The sequence below is a fragment of the Geminocystis herdmanii PCC 6308 genome (assembly GCF_000332235.1).
Lineage (GTDB): Bacteria > Cyanobacteriota > Cyanobacteriia > Cyanobacteriales > Cyanobacteriaceae > Geminocystis > Geminocystis herdmanii.
The window spans coordinates 4058595-4074333 of record NZ_CM001775.1 but is presented as its reverse complement, the minus strand read 5'-3'; the positions used below and the strand labels follow the sequence as shown (position 1 = coordinate 4074333).

Annotated in this window: 14 protein-coding genes, 1 other RNA gene and 1 pseudogene; 8 read left to right on the top strand and 8 right to left on the bottom strand. The window is 34.2% G+C overall.

Going from position 1 to position 15739, the window contains the following annotated elements; all coding sequences use genetic code 11:
* Positions 1 to 109 precede the first annotated feature (109 nt).
* From nadA to SYN6308_RS20275, 6 genes are all read left to right on the top strand, one after another.
* Complete coding sequence (gene nadA / locus SYN6308_RS20295; RefSeq protein ID WP_017296301.1) at positions 110 to 1078, top strand: quinolinate synthase NadA; 969 nt, start codon at positions 110 to 112, stop codon at positions 1076 to 1078.
* Positions 1079 to 1810: 732 nt separating this feature from the next.
* Positions 1811 to 4858: a phosphoenolpyruvate carboxylase gene (gene ppc, locus SYN6308_RS20290; protein WP_017296300.1), complete on the top strand. Its 3048-nt coding sequence runs from the start codon at positions 1811 to 1813 to the stop codon at positions 4856 to 4858.
* Positions 4859 to 5005: 147 nt separating this feature from the next.
* Positions 5006 to 5356 carry a PIN-like domain-containing protein gene (locus tag SYN6308_RS23615; RefSeq protein ID WP_158412780.1) on the top strand — a complete coding sequence of 117 codons (351 nt, stop codon included), beginning with the start codon at positions 5006 to 5008 and terminating at the stop codon, positions 5354 to 5356.
* A gap of 141 nt (positions 5357 to 5497) precedes the next feature.
* Positions 5498 to 7024: a ferredoxin:protochlorophyllide reductase (ATP-dependent) subunit B gene (gene bchB, locus SYN6308_RS20280; RefSeq protein WP_026102191.1), complete on the top strand. Its 1527-nt coding sequence runs from the start codon at positions 5498 to 5500 to the stop codon at positions 7022 to 7024.
* Positions 7025 to 7138: 114 nt separating this feature from the next.
* A complete protein-coding gene (locus SYN6308_RS24120; protein ID WP_083879570.1) occupies positions 7139 to 7309 on the top strand; it encodes a type II toxin-antitoxin system RelE/ParE family toxin in 171 nt (56 codons plus the stop codon).
* Positions 7310 to 7311: 2 nt separating this feature from the next.
* A complete protein-coding gene (locus SYN6308_RS20275) occupies positions 7312 to 7605 on the top strand; it encodes a helix-turn-helix domain-containing protein (protein WP_017296297.1) in 294 nt (97 codons plus the stop codon).
* A gap of 96 nt (positions 7606 to 7701) precedes the next feature.
* Here the strand turns inward: SYN6308_RS20275 and SYN6308_RS26060 are convergent.
* Both SYN6308_RS26060 and SYN6308_RS24345 read right to left on the bottom strand, forming a co-directional pair.
* A pseudogene (locus tag SYN6308_RS26060) lies at positions 7702 to 7812 on the bottom strand (IS630 family transposase); the annotation flags it as partial.
* A gap of 31 nt (positions 7813 to 7843) precedes the next feature.
* Positions 7844 to 9664, bottom strand: coding sequence for a serine/threonine-protein kinase (locus SYN6308_RS24345; protein ID WP_017296296.1), 1821 nt, complete (start codon positions 9662 to 9664; stop codon positions 7844 to 7846).
* A 281-nt stretch (positions 9665 to 9945) separates the two neighbouring features.
* On the opposite strand from SYN6308_RS24345, the gene SYN6308_RS20265 reads away from it, so the two are divergent.
* A complete protein-coding gene (locus tag SYN6308_RS20265) occupies positions 9946 to 10761 on the top strand; it encodes a carbon dioxide-concentrating mechanism protein CcmK (RefSeq protein ID WP_017296295.1) in 816 nt (271 codons plus the stop codon).
* A 39-nt stretch (positions 10762 to 10800) separates the two neighbouring features.
* An RNA gene (gene ffs, locus SYN6308_RS24115) (signal recognition particle sRNA small type) lies at positions 10801 to 10897 on the top strand.
* A 500-nt stretch (positions 10898 to 11397) separates the two neighbouring features.
* On the opposite strand, the gene SYN6308_RS20255 is transcribed toward ffs, so the two are convergent.
* From SYN6308_RS20255 to SYN6308_RS20230, 6 genes are all read right to left on the bottom strand, one after another.
* Positions 11398 to 11799 carry a type II toxin-antitoxin system VapC family toxin gene (locus SYN6308_RS20255; RefSeq protein ID WP_017296293.1) on the bottom strand — a complete coding sequence of 134 codons (402 nt, stop codon included), beginning with the start codon at positions 11797 to 11799 and terminating at the stop codon, positions 11398 to 11400.
* 5 nt (positions 11800 to 11804) lie between these two features.
* A complete protein-coding gene (locus SYN6308_RS20250; RefSeq protein WP_017296292.1) occupies positions 11805 to 12041 on the bottom strand; it encodes a hypothetical protein in 237 nt (78 codons plus the stop codon).
* Between the two features lie 441 nt (positions 12042 to 12482).
* A complete protein-coding gene (locus SYN6308_RS20245) occupies positions 12483 to 12689 on the bottom strand; it encodes a DUF6887 family protein (RefSeq protein WP_017296291.1) in 207 nt (68 codons plus the stop codon).
* Positions 12686 to 12862 carry a DUF6888 family protein gene (locus SYN6308_RS26055; protein ID WP_390091472.1) on the bottom strand — a complete coding sequence of 59 codons (177 nt, stop codon included), beginning with the start codon at positions 12860 to 12862 and terminating at the stop codon, positions 12686 to 12688. The genes SYN6308_RS20245 and SYN6308_RS26055 overlap by 4 nt, the downstream gene beginning before the upstream one ends.
* Before the next feature lie 118 nt (positions 12863 to 12980).
* On the bottom strand, positions 12981 to 13253 hold the full coding sequence (locus SYN6308_RS23075; RefSeq protein WP_017296289.1) for a hypothetical protein: 273 nt from the start codon (positions 13251 to 13253) through the stop codon (positions 12981 to 12983).
* 150 nt (positions 13254 to 13403) lie between these two features.
* On the bottom strand, positions 13404 to 15722 hold the full coding sequence (locus SYN6308_RS20230) for an N-6 DNA methylase (protein WP_017296288.1): 2319 nt from the start codon (positions 15720 to 15722) through the stop codon (positions 13404 to 13406).
* Positions 15723 to 15739: the final 17 nt, after the last annotated feature.

Below are 15739 nucleotides of genomic sequence, written 5' to 3'. Positions count from 1 at the left end.
TCAAACAACATTCAAGTTATAATTTTTGCTGTTTGCTGACTTATGGTAAAAAATACTATAATTGGGGTAAGATAATGATAATAACTTATTAAAAGGATAACTCTTAATTGTGTTTACTGCCACTATTGCCCCGAATCAATTCTCTTTAAGCCATATTCCCGATGATTTATTTAGCTCGATCGAACTGCTCAAAAAAGAACTAAATGCTGTAATTTTAGCCCATTATTATCAAGAAGCAGACATTCAAGACATTGCAGATTATATCGGGGATTCCCTAGGATTATCACAACAAGCGGCAAGTACATCCGCCGATGTGATCTTATTTGCAGGAGTACACTTTATGGCAGAAACCGCAAAAATCCTCAATCCTGATAAGTTAGTTTTGTTACCCGACTTAAACGCAGGATGCTCATTAGCTGATAGTTGCCCTGCCGATAAATTTGCCCAATTCAAAGCCCAATATCCACAGCATATCGTCATCTCTTATATTAACTGTAGTGCCGAAATAAAAGCCCTGAGTGATATTATTTGTACCAGTTCCAATGCTGTTAAAATTGTACAACAAATTCCCGAAAATCAACCCATTATCTTCGCGCCCGATCGAAATTTAGGTCGTTATGTCATGGAGCAAACAGGACGAGATATGATACTATGGAACGGTAGTTGTATTGTTCATGAGACTTTTTCCGAAAAAAAAATTATTCAGTTAAAAGTACAACATCCCCAAGCGGAAATACTGGCACACCCTGAATGTGAAACTCATATTTTACGCCATGCCGACTATATTGGCTCAACCACAGCACTCTTAAAATATGCCATCAAAAGTGCCAACCGTGAGTTTATTATTGCCACCGAACCGGGTATAATTCATCAGATGGAGAAAGAAGCACCTGAAAAATTCTTTATTCCAGCACCGCCAGAGAATAACTGTGCTTGTAACGAATGCCCTCACATGAGATTAAATACCCTCGAAAAAGTTTACTTAGCCTTAAAAAATCGCACCCCAGAAATTAATATCCCTGAGTCAATAAGAGTTAAAGCCTTAAAACCCATTCAAAAAATGTTAGCCATGTCATAATTAGGGTTTGCTGAATAAATCAGAAGACTATTAAAATCAAGGGTTTAGATATAATACATTAACCAAAAAGTGCGCAGTTTTAAGGATTTTTATTCAAAAATTCAACACTTTTAACCTTATTTTTAAAAATACAACTATACTTATTCTATCTATTAACACCATCAAAACCTTGATGTTTCAGTATTTCTCCTATCTCCTGTCTCCTATCTCCTGTCTCCTAACTCCTATCTCCCTAATCGATAAAGACTATGAGGCAACTTCTAAGTATAATTTGAAAAAATGTATCAGACAAAACTGTATGGAAAACATTTTTAACGTTAGGATTGTAAGATTGTCTTGTTAATGAGCGTAAATTGAGAATTTTTCATGAAACGATATATAATTTTACCTGAGTTCGATATAAAAATAGGTGAGGGCTGACTTGGAAGACAGGCAGACAGGCAGACAGGCAGACAGGAGGATTGTGTTTTTTTTGAGTCAATAAAATTATTTTTAAAACCCACAAATATTGGGAATTTTTCTACCTGTCCACTTGTCCACTTGTCCACCTGTCTAGTTTTCATCATTTTCTTTATGTCGAACTGAGGTAATTTTGACTCTGATTCACTGTAATTAGAGTATCATAACTGTTAGCTTAAGCCGATCGTCTTTAAGGAGTACATAACTGATTTTCTGAATTTGCCCTTAACTAAGAACCCTGCCCATAAATTAAGTAAGATATATAAAAACATGATGACTTCAGCAACTACAACTAACTACACAGAAGAATTGAGTATTTATTCTAGCTCCGAATTATTGTTACGTCACCGATTAAAATTAGTTGAGAATTTATGGGAGTCCGTGTTAACGAATGAATGCGGACGTGAATTAGTCGATTTATTAGATAAACTGAAGTCCGCTTGTTCTCCTGAAGGACAGACAAATCAAATACAAGAAATTTCTGTGAGTAAATGGATCGAACAGTTAGAATTAGATGATGCCATCAAAGCTGCGCGCGCTTTTGCCTTATATTTTCAGTTAATTAATATTGTTGAACAACATTACGAACAAAGAACTCAAAAACTGATTCGCCGTACCACAACAGAAGATCAAGTTAACGCTATTCAACCCCCTGAGTCTAAAAAACATAATGCTTCTGTTTTGACTAAGACTGAAGAAAATCAAAGTTATTTTAATCCTACAGCGAATCCAGCTAGTGGTGGTACTTTTCATTGGCTTTTCCCTTATTTACAAAAGTTAAATATGCCACCGCCAAAAATTCAGCAATTACTTGAGCAATTAGATATTAGCTTAGTTTTTACTGCTCACCCTACAGAAATTGTGCGTCATACTATCCGTAAAAAACAACGGCGTATTTCTAACTTTTTGGAAAAATTGGATTTGGCGGAGGAGTCTTTCCGCGCTATGGGTTTAACTAATTCTTGGGAGGCGGAAAACTATCGAGAATGCCTAATGGAAGAAGTTCGTTTATGGTGGAGAACAGATGAACTCCATCAATTTAAGCCAACGGTATTAGATGAAGTTGATTACGCTTTACATTATTTCCAAGAGGTACTTTTTAACACTTTACCTGAGTTATCTGTTCGTTTAAAACAGGCTTTACATAGTACCTTCCCCCTTTTAAAACCTCCTACTCACAACTTTTGTTATTTTGGCTCATGGGTAGGGGGCGATCGAGATGGCAATCCGTTTGTAACTCCAGAAGTAACTTGGTCAACGGCTTGTTATCAGCGTAATCTAGTTATTGATCAATATTTAAAGTCTATGGAACAACTCAATGATATTCTGAGTTTGTCTTTACACTGGTGTAATGTTGTACCTGAATTGTTGGATTCCCTAGAGCGCGATCGTATTAGAATGCCTGAAGTATATGATAAACTTTACGTTCGCTATCGTCAAGAACCTTATCGTTTGAAATTGGCTTATATTGAGGAAAGGTTGAAAAATACGAAAAAAAGAAATGAAGCCTTATCCAACCCTGAAACCAGAAAATCGATTAAACTAGCAGAAAAAGATGATAACCTCTATCCCTCTAGTTTGGACTTATTAGAAGACCTTAATCTGATAAAATCTAACATTGAAAATACAGGGTTAAAGTGCAAAGAATTAAATCATTTAATCACTCAAGTAGAAATTTTTGGTTTTCATCTCACTCCCTTAGATTTTCGTCAAGACTCCTCCCGTCACTCCGACGCACTTAATGAAATTGCTGAGTATTTAGGAGTATTAGATAAACCCTATAACGAATTATCAGAAGCAGAAAAAACCACATGGTTAGTACAAGAGTTAAAAACCCGTCGCCCTTTAATTCCTAATGAAGTGCCTTTTTCTCCTGCCACCGCCGAGACGATCGAAACCATGAGAATTTTAAGGGCGTTACAGGTAGAATTTGGTTTAGATATTTGTCACACCTATATTATCAGCATGACTAACTATGTCAGTGACGTATTAGAAGTGTTGTTACTGGCAAAAGAAGCAGGATTATATGATCCCATTTTAGGAATTACAAGTATTGGTATCGTGCCATTATTTGAAACCGTAGAAGACTTAAAACGAGCGCCCATGGTAATGTCAGAATTGTTTGAATTACCTTTATATAGAGCTTGTTTAGGCGGAGGTTATCCAAATGTAGTCAAATCAGCTTCCAACTTAGTTTTACCAGATTTAAACCCCAAAAACCTACAAGAAATCATGTTAGGTTACTCTGACAGTAACAAAGATTCAGGATTTTTGAGCAGTAACTGGGAAATTCATAAAGCACAAAAAACCTTAGCTCGAATTGGCGATAAATATGGATTAAATATCAAAATATTTCACGGACGTGGTGGTTCTGTAGGACGAGGAGGAGGACCTGCTTATGCGGCTATTTTAGCCCAACCTACCTCCACGATCGATGGTAGAATCAAAATTACCGAACAAGGGGAAGTATTAGCCTCCAAGTATTCCTTACCTGAGTTAGCATTATATAACCTCGAAACTATCAGTACCGCAGTGATTCAAGCTAGTTTACTCGGTAGCGGTTTTGATGATATTGAGCCTTGGAATGACATCATGGAAGAAATTTCGGCTTCCTCTCGTAAAGCCTATCGTCAGCTAATTTATGAGCAACCCGATTTTATCGACTTCTTCTTATCGGTGACTCCCATCGAAGAAATTAGTAAGTTACAAATAAGTTCTCGCCCTGCTCGTCGTAGCAGTGGCAAAAAAGATATATCTTCTCTGCGCGCCATTCCTTGGGTGTTTAGTTGGACTCAAAGCCGTTTCTTGCTTCCAGCGTGGTATGGTGTGGGTACAGCATTACAGGAGTTTTTAAATCAAGAACCAGAGGAAAATTTGAAGTTATTGCGCTATTTTTATTTAAAATGGCCTTTCTTTAAGATGGTGATTTCTAAAGCTGAGATGACTCTTTCTAAGGTGGATTTGCAGATGGCTAGTCATTATGTAGAAGAATTGGCAAAACCCGAAGATAAAGAGCGTTTTCAGACGGTATTTAATCAAATTGCCAAGGAATATTATCTTAGTCGTGAAATTGTCCTAAAAATTAATGAACAAGAGCGATTACTAGATAATGACCCTGAATTACAACGTTCAGTGCAGTTGCGGAATGGTACGATCGTACCTCTTGGATTTTTACAAGTATCCCTACTCAAGCGCTTAAGACAATATGCCAGTCAAGACAAAGCGGGTTTAATCCACTTCCGTTATAGCAAAGATGAATTATTGCGCGGTGCGTTGTTAACGATTAACGGTATCGCCGCAGGGATGCGCAACACGGGTTGATGCAGAATGAGGAATGAGGGATTAGGGATTACATCAAGTTGGGAATTGGACATATACAATACACCTACCTATTCAGTCACAGATGCTTCACGGTATCTGAATATTCCTCTGCCGACTCTTTATTCACCAGATATAGAATGACTACCAATTGTTAGCCAAAAAGGTTGGATTATTTTAACTAAAGATAGCAATATCGGTAGAAATAACTTAGAAATTCAAGCTATGGCTTATTCTAATGCTCCCGTTTTTACTCTTGTGTCTGCTAATCTTAATACGGCTCAAATGATCAATATTTTTAGTGGTGTTATTCAAAAAATAGATAATTTTACCACTGGAAATCAACCTCCTTTTATTGCAAAAATTTATAAAGATGCAACTGTTAAATTATGGAAAAATCATAATCAATTAAATAAACTATTAAAAGAAATAAGTAGAAATTATTTATTAATCGATCTACTAAAGTATATTATAATGAAAATTATAAAGATTTTCTCCTAACATTACATCATAGATACCAAATGGGTTCTATAAGGCAACCCCGAATAATAATATTTGTAAATGAAAATCTCCGAAGGTCAAAGAAAATTGCACACTAGAAAAAAGAAGATTTTTTGCTTACCTACACGGAGATACTGTTTTATGAAATTAGCTTACTGGATGTATGCAGGTCCTGCACACATTGGAACTCTCAGAATTGCTAGTTCTTTCAAAAATGTTCATGCCATCATGCACGCACCCCTCGGTGATGATTATTTTAACGTAATGCGATCGATGTTGGAACGGGAAAGAGACTTTACCCCTGTTACTGCTAGTGTAGTCGATCGAAACGTTTTAGCGAGAGGTTCACAAGAGAAAGTTGTTGATAATATTACCCGTAAAGATAGAGAAGAAAGCCCCGATTTAATCGTTTTAACTCCCACTTGTACCTCTAGTATTTTACAGGAAGACTTAGAAAATTTTGTGGCACGCGCCCAGATTGATTCTAAAGGAGATGTCTTGTTAGCTGATGTTAACCATTATCGTGTTAATGAATTACAAGCCGCCGATCGAACTTTAGAACAAATCATTCAATATTACATTGCCAAAGCACAGAAAAAAGGCGATATTGTCACCCAAAAAACCCCCAAACCCTCCGTTAATATTATTGGAATTTCTACTTTAGGCTTTCACAATAACCATGATTGTCGAGAGTTGAAAAAATTAATGGCAGATTTAGACATTGACATTAATCTTATTATTCCCGATGGCGCTTCCGTTCACGATTTGAAAAAAATTCCCCAAGCATGGTTTAACCTTGTGCCTTACAGAGAATTAGGCTTAATGACGGCTAACTATCTGCAAAAAGAATTTGATATGCCCTATGTGGATATAACCCCCATGGGAGTGGTGGAAACTGCCCGTTGTCTTCGCAAAATTCAAGAAGTGATTAACGCCCAAGGTGCTAATGTTGATTATGAGGACTTTATCGAACATCAAACCTTGTATGTATCTGAGGCTGCATGGTTTTCTCGATCGATCGACTGTCAGAATTTAACAGGTAAAAAAGCCGTAGTCTTCGGAGATAACACCCACGCCGTGGCGATGACAAAAATTTTAGCACGGGAAATGGGGATTCATGTGGTGTTAGCAGGTACTTACTGCAAATATGATGCGGACTGGTTTCGTCAGGAAGTGAGCGAATATTGTGATAATGTGTTAATCAGTGAAGATAATGGAGAAATTGCTGATGCGATCGCCAAACTTGAACCCTCAGCGATTTTTGGAACACAGATGGAACGCCATGTAGGCAAACGCTTAAATATTCCTTGCGGAGTCATTGCTGCGCCTATCCATATTCAAAACTTCCCCATCGGTTATAAACCCTTCTTAGGTTATGAAGGCACGAACCAGATCACCGATTTAGTCTATAATTCCTTTACTTTAGGCATGGAAGATCATCTTTTAGAAATTTTTGGCGGTCATGACACCAAAGAAGTTATAACTAAAGGTATCTCCGCCGACTCTGACTTAAACTGGAATCGAGAAGCCCAAGGAGAATTAAATAAAGTACCGGGTTTTGTGCGAGGTAAAGTTAAACGCAATACCGAAAAATTTGCAAGGGAAAGAGGCTTTAATGAAATTACCCTTGAGGTGATGTATGCAGCCAAAGAAGCCGTAGGTGCATAAAAATTAAGAAGTAAAAAGTAATGAGTAATGAGTATTTGATTAATTTTTATAGTCAAGTTCGATCGTTTATTGAGAAATTAGGCATTTAAGGTTCGATCGAATTGTACTGAGGAGATTAGAATTTGGACTGGAGATACTTATAGAGTTTTTTATGTAGCAAGATTTCCAGAAGCAGTTTATATACTCCATGCCTTTGGGAAAAAAACTCAAAAAACGTCAAAAAAGGATATTGAGTTAGGGAAAAAACGGTATCAACAAATGATGAAATTAAGAGAGGATTTGTAAAAATGATTACGGAAGAAAAAATACAAGTAACAAAAGGTAGCGATAATGTTTTTGAAGATTTGGGATTTAGCCCTATAGAGGCTATGAATTTAAAAATAAGAACTGATTTAATAATTGAATTGCGCTCATTTATTTTAGAAAAAGGTTGGACTCAATCAGAGGCGGCACAATTTTTTAATGAAACCCAGCCTAGAATTAGTAATCTTATGAATGTCGATATTTCCCGTTTTAGTGTGGATAAATTATTAAAGATGATTGCTAAAGCAAACATGAAAGTCAAATTAGAAGTTTTCTAGTTATCTTAAAACATAGATATTCTTAACGCAACACTGGCATTGACATCTAATACAAATTTCATACTTTTTATGCTGTAACTCGATCGAGCTAAATTAAAATGTGTGAATGTCTGTTAATTCCAAATTAATTATACTCATCAAGGTTATAATCTGATGTTGCAAAATGTATAGTTGCCTCTTGCCTACTTGCCTTTTGCCTACCTTCACCAAACTCAAATTATGCCCTCGCCAAGTATAGTTAATTTGATTTTCGATCGATAAACCACTGAGAATCTTCATCACTCCATATTAAGTCAATATATGGCTTATTATCTTTCACAATTTTTCCATTTTTCATTCTATATTTTAAATCGACTTTTACACGAGCATCATCTTTATTTTGTGAAATAATATCTACATTATCTAACATAATTTCTGAAACACTATCCCACCAATTTTGATAATCTTGATAAGAAAAACTATTAACAAAATTATCAGTTAAATTATTCCAAGTTTTTTGATATTGTCTATTATTTAAACTTTGATAATGAGTAACAATAAAATTTTTAAGTTCTGAATAATCATTATTATTATGGTTTATAGTAAGAGGTTTTTCTTCCGTCTGAAATTTTTGGTTTACTTTTTGTATTTCCCGTCCGATTCGTTGAAAACTCCACAAATATTTATTTCCTTTTGAATCTGTACCATTGCCTGACATTTGATTTTCATTAACAGAGAATATTCCAGTATTAATACCTAAATACCAAATTCCAGAGCTAGGTTTTGATAAAACTTGGACTTCTCTGATTATAATTTTATTTGTATTAGGATTAATGTCTCCTTCAACAGCTAAATGATAGATTTTTCCTTCTTTTCCTTTCGTTATTAAAGTACCACTAAAAAAATTTCCTGATTGATTTTCAATTATTAACTGAGAATTAGGCACATTAATAAATGTTCCTTCCCAAGTACCGATTAAATCTGTATCTGAATTTATTGTTTTTTCCCCTTGTAATTTTGCCCCATTTTTCTGTTTTTCTTGCTCAATTTCTGCTAACTTTTCTTGGGTTTGATTCATATTTTGAAGGATAAAAAAACCTCCTAATACTCCTAAAGCGACGAATAATCCAGTTACGATCGCAATGATTAGATTATTATTATTTTGAGAAGAATTAACAGAATAAGGAATAACAGGAGAAGGCTCAATAACTTCTTTCTCTTTAGTAAAATTAATGGGGGATTTTTGGGGAATAACTGCCACTGTATTAATCTGACTCATGTGTAAGGCTTCATACATGGCTTGAGAAGTGGGATACCTTTGATTTAAGTCGATTTTTGAGGCTTTTTCTAATACTAGCCTTAAATTTGAGGGTAAATTGGGGATATAGCTTTGCCAGTCTAACTCTCCCGTGATGTTATTATTAGGAATCTCGATGGGATACTTTCCTGTTAAACTGTAAATCATGGTTAAGCTCAGGGCGTACAAATCGCTACTAAAAACCGTTCTTCCCGTGGTTTGCTCTGGGGGGATAAATCCCCTCGTACCAACGATTACAGAGCTTATGCTTGAACCGCTACTTAAACTTACCGCCCCCATACTTTCTTTCACTGCGCCAAAATCGATTAAGACGGGCAATTTATCGAAGTCACGAATAATAATATTTTCGGGTTTAATATCTCGGTGAATGATGTTTTTGCTATGGATATATTTAAGAGTATTGAGTAAAGATGACAAAATTGATTCACACTGGGCGCTACTAATTGCCCCTAATTCCGCTAAACTTTTCCCTTCAATATACTCCTGCACAAGATAAAATTCTTCATTTTCGGTGAAATAAGCGTATAAAGTGGGTATTTGAGAGCAATTTTGTCCTAATTCTTCTAATACCTTGGCTTCTCTCTCGAATAATCCTTGAATTAGCTCGATCGAGATATTATTTTGATGAAAGGGTTTAAGTTTTTTGATGACAACCTGTCTTCCCGAAGGCATTTGTAAATCTTGGGCTAAAAATGTATCCCCAAAGCCACCGCTACCAAGAGTTTTAATTATTTTATACCGTTGTGCGATCGTATCTTCCATATAATTAGAATATAATCTGATAATGAATTCTTTTGTAGCTATTATATAATAAACAGATAAATAATTACTTATATTTATGGAGATTTGCAACAATCTTGTAACCCTAGCTATAGAATCTAATTTTTAGCAAAGGTGACAGAATAGGTGGTCATTAGATTTCAAATAGGTTCTATAGATGTTAATTGTCAATTACCCATAATCAATGTATGATGAAACCATAGATATAATTAAGATTTTCTTAATATAACTGGTTCATACTAACTCATTTTCCATCACCCTTCATGAGACATAGGCATATAAGTCCCGATAGCGCCCTCGGTTTAGTTTCTACTTTCAGCTTTCCCGCCATCGTTGGCACAGCCGATATGATGTTAAAATCCGCAGAAGTCATGTTGGTAGGCTATGAGAAAATAGGTGCTGGTCATTGTACTGCTATCGTAAGAGGAAATATCGCTGATGTGCGTTTAGCGGTGGAAGAAGGAGCAAAAATGGCGGAACAAATTGGACAATTACATACTAAATTAGTAATTGCACGTCCGATGCCTAATTTAGAAGCGATTTTTCCTATCGGTAGTCGTTTAGTGGAAATAGCACAAAAACAACGAGGTTATAGTAAACTGAGTAATCGATCGATCGGCTTAATTGAAACAAAAGGATTTCCTGCTATGGTAGGAGCCGCCGATGCCATGTTAAAATCTGCAGATGTACAACTAGCATCCTATGAGACGATCGGAGCAGGATTATGTACGGCTATTATTAGAGGTACAGTTGCCAATGTAGCCGTAGCCATCGAAGCGGGAATGGCAGAAGCCGAAAGAATTGGGGAATTAAACTCTGTGATGATTATTCCTCGCCTCTTAGAAGATTTAGAACATACCTTACCCGTAGCTAGTTACTGGTTAAATGAACAGGAAAAAGATCAACCTTTACCAGTGTTTACAACCCAACAAAGAACACAACAACGCCGTAAATTAGTCGCATTACCCGAATTAGAAAAAATACCTCTCAGTTTTGAGACAAGAGAAAAAGTACAACAAAAAGCTGAGTTAGAATCATCTTTAGAATTACCCTCTAGCAAAGAAGAAGATTTGTCTTAATAATTGTTAATTGAGTCAATATCTGTTATAATAGCATTGGACTCGAACTTATGCGATCGTGACGCTCAAACTTTGTCAGGACTGGAAAGTAGCAGCAATACGGGATGCTTATGATGGGCGTAGGCTTCGGGTCTTCAGTTTTAAACTTTTCACTAAACGCTACAAGTGAATTAAAATGTTGAATTGTAATCAAATTTTATCGTATTTGATGATCACAACGAAGGGGTATAGTATAAAACTGACCACATTATTAATGATATGATTTTGATAATGTAAATTATTAGATTTATCTAAAACTATGGTGTTAAGCAAAGAAAAATTAAATTTTCAATCAGTAATTGAAATTGTAGAATCATTGTCTGATAATGAACAAGAGCATTTGATTAAAATTATCAATCATCGTCTCAAACAAAAAGAAAAAAAAGAACTATATATTCCACTAAATAAGCATAATTTTTTACATATTCACTAATATTAATCATTGTTTTTTTATTCTTGAATTTCCCTTAGTTTTATTACGGGAAAATCGAATATTTTTATCATTTGCTAATTCTTCGATCGCCTTTTCTTAATTTTCTGATAATTTTGAGAATTTTATAATAACTTAGTGAGCAGTTTATATGACAAGTAAAAATTTTACCAAATTACTGATACTAAGTGGGATTCATTGATATTAATATCACAACTTAATAAAGTTATTTTTTCCCCTAAATCTTCTAAAAATAAAGCCGTAGAAACTATTAAGCGATCGTGCATTTCTGTTATGATTTCTGCGGACAAACTTTTAACAATAATATCTTGATTTAATGGATAAATAACAATTCTTGTATCATTATCAATGGCAATTAACAAATCTTCCACAGAAGGAATAGAAGTTTTACCTTTAGCAATAATCCAAGTTGCTTCTGCTAGTACAATTGCCGGTAAAATTAATTGACTGTTAATATCCTCAAGAATCTCTTTAGCTTTTATTCCTAGCTTGGGATTTCCCTCTATAAACCAAATTAAAGCATGAGTATCAACTACATATTTGCTCATTTATTTTACTGCCAATCATTCTCTAATTTTTGGTCAAATTCTGCGAGTTTAAAATCAGCTTCTGTCGATTGGTTTTCTCCCGCAAACATCCCAAAATAAATTATCTTTTTTGACTTTGTTTTTAAGAAATTTTTATTATTAGATAAAAAAGTTATTAAAACCTCACTTTGAGATATATCTTCGGGGATTTCTTTTAGCTCAATTTTACCGTTTTTATATATTCCTTCAATAGTTTTAAACATTTTTTTGTAGATTTTTTCATGATAAAAATACTCTAAGTAATTTATTTTAGCAATAAACTAGGTTAGGTTAAATGAAGTGCAACCCAACACTCAAACATCCATTCATAATGATTTTGTTGGGTTTCGTATCTCAACCTACGGGAAAGGTGCGATCGAACTAATATTGAAGTAAAATGGATTTAGGTTCAGGAATATCATCTTCATCTTCTAATAACATTAATAAATAAACTCTAACGGCTTTTTGAATTTCTTGTATCGCTTATTCCTGAGTGTCTCCCTGTCTTCTCGATCAGGCTGAAATAAACAGAACTTCAATTAATGCAACGTATAACATATTATAAGACAATCGATTTCCCTAAAAAAATGTAGCAATAGATACGATTCCAGACAAAAATTTAATGTTAGCCATAATTCAACCAAACTTTTATAAATACTGTTAAGTTAAAAATTCTCTTCATATTTTTTTTCTTTTCTTACTTCTGTAATGACATCACCAAGAGGTTTTGAATCCGATAAAGAATGAACAGCTAGAATAGGCTCATTAGCTAGTTTATCCATATAAGCATAAAATGCTTGTTGATCTTCTCGATGTTTTAAGAGATAGTCTCTTAGTTCTATTTTAGTCATAGTTTGAAAATCAGTCTTCATTCAATAAACCTCCTATCTCCATTACGATCAATTAATATTTGAATGTTATCACCTGCCAAAATGAAAATTTCATCAATTCTTTCATCGAAACGAACCAGATAAATAGGCAAATACATTGTGGTTAAAGTTTGACAAGCAATAAAACAACTGAGAGTTTGTAATTCTGTAGGAATATAGTTTCCCCCCTATAATGATTTAATTATCGTCCAATTATAATAATATCGCAAAATTTCAATCACTTTGTTAAACTCAAAAACTGATCGCATTTTCAATAATCGAGCCTCATAAAAATCAAGTAGGTTGGGTTAAACGAAGTGCTTCGTTAACCGAGTAACTTGCGGGAAAGGCTTGAGCAACATCGGGCTCAAGCAATACTATGTTTGTACCTGCTTGGTATCGATCGACATATTTTCCTCTAACCCCACCTTTCATATTACTAAAATCATATTCAGGACGCATTTCTTCATTACTCTCCATTTTCATAAAACCTCCGCTCATTTCGGGTTGCCTCTCGTGCGCTAATAATCCGAAAGCAATCTGCTCGATCGCATTTTTAATTCTCACACCTAAATATATCAAATGATCTCCAATAAAGTGCTATGCTAACGACACGCTGTACGATCAAATTTCACTAAAACAGCACCCTCCACCCAAACCAGTACCCTCAACACAAACCAGCGCCCTCCACGAGTGATTTGTTATGTCATTTTTCCATTATAGACTTGAAGAATAGGATAATGACTTAATAAATTCTTCCATATACTCAAAATCTGGATTTTCATTTTTACTTGGTAATTTTATACTTATTTTTTTCATTCTATCTTGGCTGCATTTTCTGCCATAGTTATACCTATATTGTTCTAAATTCAAAATAGTTACTAAAAACATTGCTGAATATTTATTCATTTCAAATTTTGGTATCAATTTTTCTACATGATCACTTGCTGAAAATGGTAAAGATTGATAAGAACAATATCCCAAAACTGCACTATCTGCCACTAAAACTTCTCCTTGTTCTGAATAAAAATCATAAAATCCTTCAACTCCATTATTGGTTGCTTGTGTCGTAACAAATGGGTATTTACCTTTTCCATATTCTGCTAATTCTAAAATAGGGGTTGTTTTGCTTCCTTTTATGTCAAACAATTCTGTCATTTTAAAATATTTCCAATCCGTAGTATTTAGGTTAACTTTATTATTAGAAAATGGCATTTTAGAAACTTGCTCTGATAATCTATTGCCTAATAAAAAAGTAACATAGTTTAATTGTGTTTGAATAAAATCATCATCAGATAACTTTGAATAATCAGTTTCCATGTATGCTTCTGCTGACCATTCCATATCGGCAGTAATTATTTTATTAACACTAAATCCAGCTTCGTTTTTTCTGTTTTCAAAATTCGCAAGCCACTTTTCTTTTATTTCTTGCCATATACCATAAGCGTCAATTCTTCCCTTATTTTTTCTTTTCATAAAACCGTCATCTTTGTAGTATCCAAAATATGTTTCTTTATGATTTGGATGTGGTTTGTGTGCTGTGAAAACCATGACACAAGAAACAACACCAACTTTTGAATTAAAAAATAATTCATCTGGCATTGATAAAACCGCTTGTAATGTGTGTTTTTCAAGAAGTTTCTTTTTTAGTTCCAGAACCTTACCACTTGTAGCTAAAGCACTTTGCATTGGCACAATGGCAACACAAGTTCCGCCGTCAACCAAACACTCTAAATTGTTCAAAATAAATTCTAATTCGTCGGTATCAGTTTTCTTATTTGATTTGTAAGGTGGATTCAAAAAGCCGATTGTTGGCTTTTTAGATTTTACCTCTTCAATAACCTCTTCATCAAAACAACTGCCATTTATAATATTTGTTTTTCCGTCTTGGTGAATATACATATTTGAAACCGCCAAAGCGAAAATGTGCGATTGATATTCAGTTCCGATAAGCTGTTTTGATTTTATTTCTTTGATTTTTGTTTCATCACCTTTTGCATCTGCGATCATTTTTTTCATCGCACTAATCAAAAATCCGCCTGTTCCAGTACAATTATCATAAACGATGGAGTTTTTATTGACTTGTGCCAAATCTGCAAAAAGTTCTGTAATGTGTGGAGGGGTTAAAACAATTCCTAAACCTTTATCGCTGTTTGCATATCTCAAAAATTCAATATAAAGCTGTCCTAAAACATCAAAATATTTGTGAGTTTTGATAAAAGCATTTATGTTTTCGTCAATTTCATCAATAATTTCCTTCAAAACATTTTCTTTTTTAGACAAAGAAGTGTCTGTTTTAATAAAACTAAATTGAGTATTTAGATTTTCTAATTTTTTGCCTGTAATATTTGCGTTTTCCAATTCATCAGAAACTGTTTGAATAAGAGAGACTGCAAGGTTTTCAGGTTTTTTATGCGAAGCATATGACCTTTTGAAAGCAGTATTTTCTAAGGCAATTAAAATCGAGCTTATAAGCAAACTTCTTTGGCTTTCAAGAATTTTATAAGTATGTAGTTTTTCGTTAAGCTGCTTAGTGAAGTGTAAAAGCGAATTATAATCTTGTCTAAATTTCTCAGGACTCTTTAAATATCCATTCAAATAATCATCAACGGATAAAAATTTATCTCCAAAAATTGGAATTGCTTTTTTCTCGTCTCTTAAATGCAAAAAATGAGAGACTTTTAATGATTGCTTTGTTTCTCCGCTAACTGCAATTGCCAAAACATCAAATCCTTTGGATAAATAAGAAGCATAAAGTAAAGCACCATCAACAGAAAAATCCGCATATCTATCACGATCTTTGCTTTCGTGTTTTCTTACATCTGCTTTACATTCAATAACAATTACTAAATCGGAATTGGTTTTATAGGTGATTATAAATTCTGGATAACCCTTTCCGCCTCCTTTCTTTGAGGCAGTTTTTAACAACTTATCGATTTTTGGATTATCTGAACTTTGTTCTTCAATACAAATGGAATCCAAAAATTTGGAAAAATGGGCTCTTGTGATTATTTCAGTTTTTCTTTCGTTTGCCATTCTTTACCTATTTTTAA

What these genes read in the sequence shown, in the direction of transcription:
- SYN6308_RS20230 (WP_017296288.1), bottom strand. Translation starts at nt 15,722, where the DNA reads ATGGCAAACGAAAGAAAAACTGAAATAATCACAAGAGCCCATTTTTCC.
- SYN6308_RS20275 (WP_017296297.1), top strand. Translation starts at nt 7,312, where the DNA reads ATGATTACGGAAGAAAAAATACAAGTAACAAAAGGTAGCGATAATGTT.
- SYN6308_RS20255 (WP_017296293.1), bottom strand. Translation starts at nt 11,799, where the DNA reads ATGAGCAAATATGTAGTTGATACTCATGCTTTAATTTGGTTTATAGAG.
- SYN6308_RS24345 (WP_017296296.1), bottom strand. Translation starts at nt 9,664, where the DNA reads ATGGAAGATACGATCGCACAACGGTATAAAATAATTAAAACTCTTGGT.
- SYN6308_RS20250 (WP_017296292.1), bottom strand. Translation starts at nt 12,041, where the DNA reads ATGTTTAAAACTATTGAAGGAATATATAAAAACGGTAAAATTGAGCTA.
- ppc (WP_017296300.1), top strand. Translation starts at nt 1,811, where the DNA reads ATGACTTCAGCAACTACAACTAACTACACAGAAGAATTGAGTATTTAT.
- SYN6308_RS20245 (WP_017296291.1), bottom strand. Translation starts at nt 12,689, where the DNA reads ATGAAGACTGATTTTCAAACTATGACTAAAATAGAACTAAGAGACTAT.
- SYN6308_RS20265 (WP_017296295.1), top strand. Translation starts at nt 9,946, where the DNA reads ATGAGACATAGGCATATAAGTCCCGATAGCGCCCTCGGTTTAGTTTCT.
- bchB (WP_026102191.1), top strand. Translation starts at nt 5,498, where the DNA reads ATGAAATTAGCTTACTGGATGTATGCAGGTCCTGCACACATTGGAACT.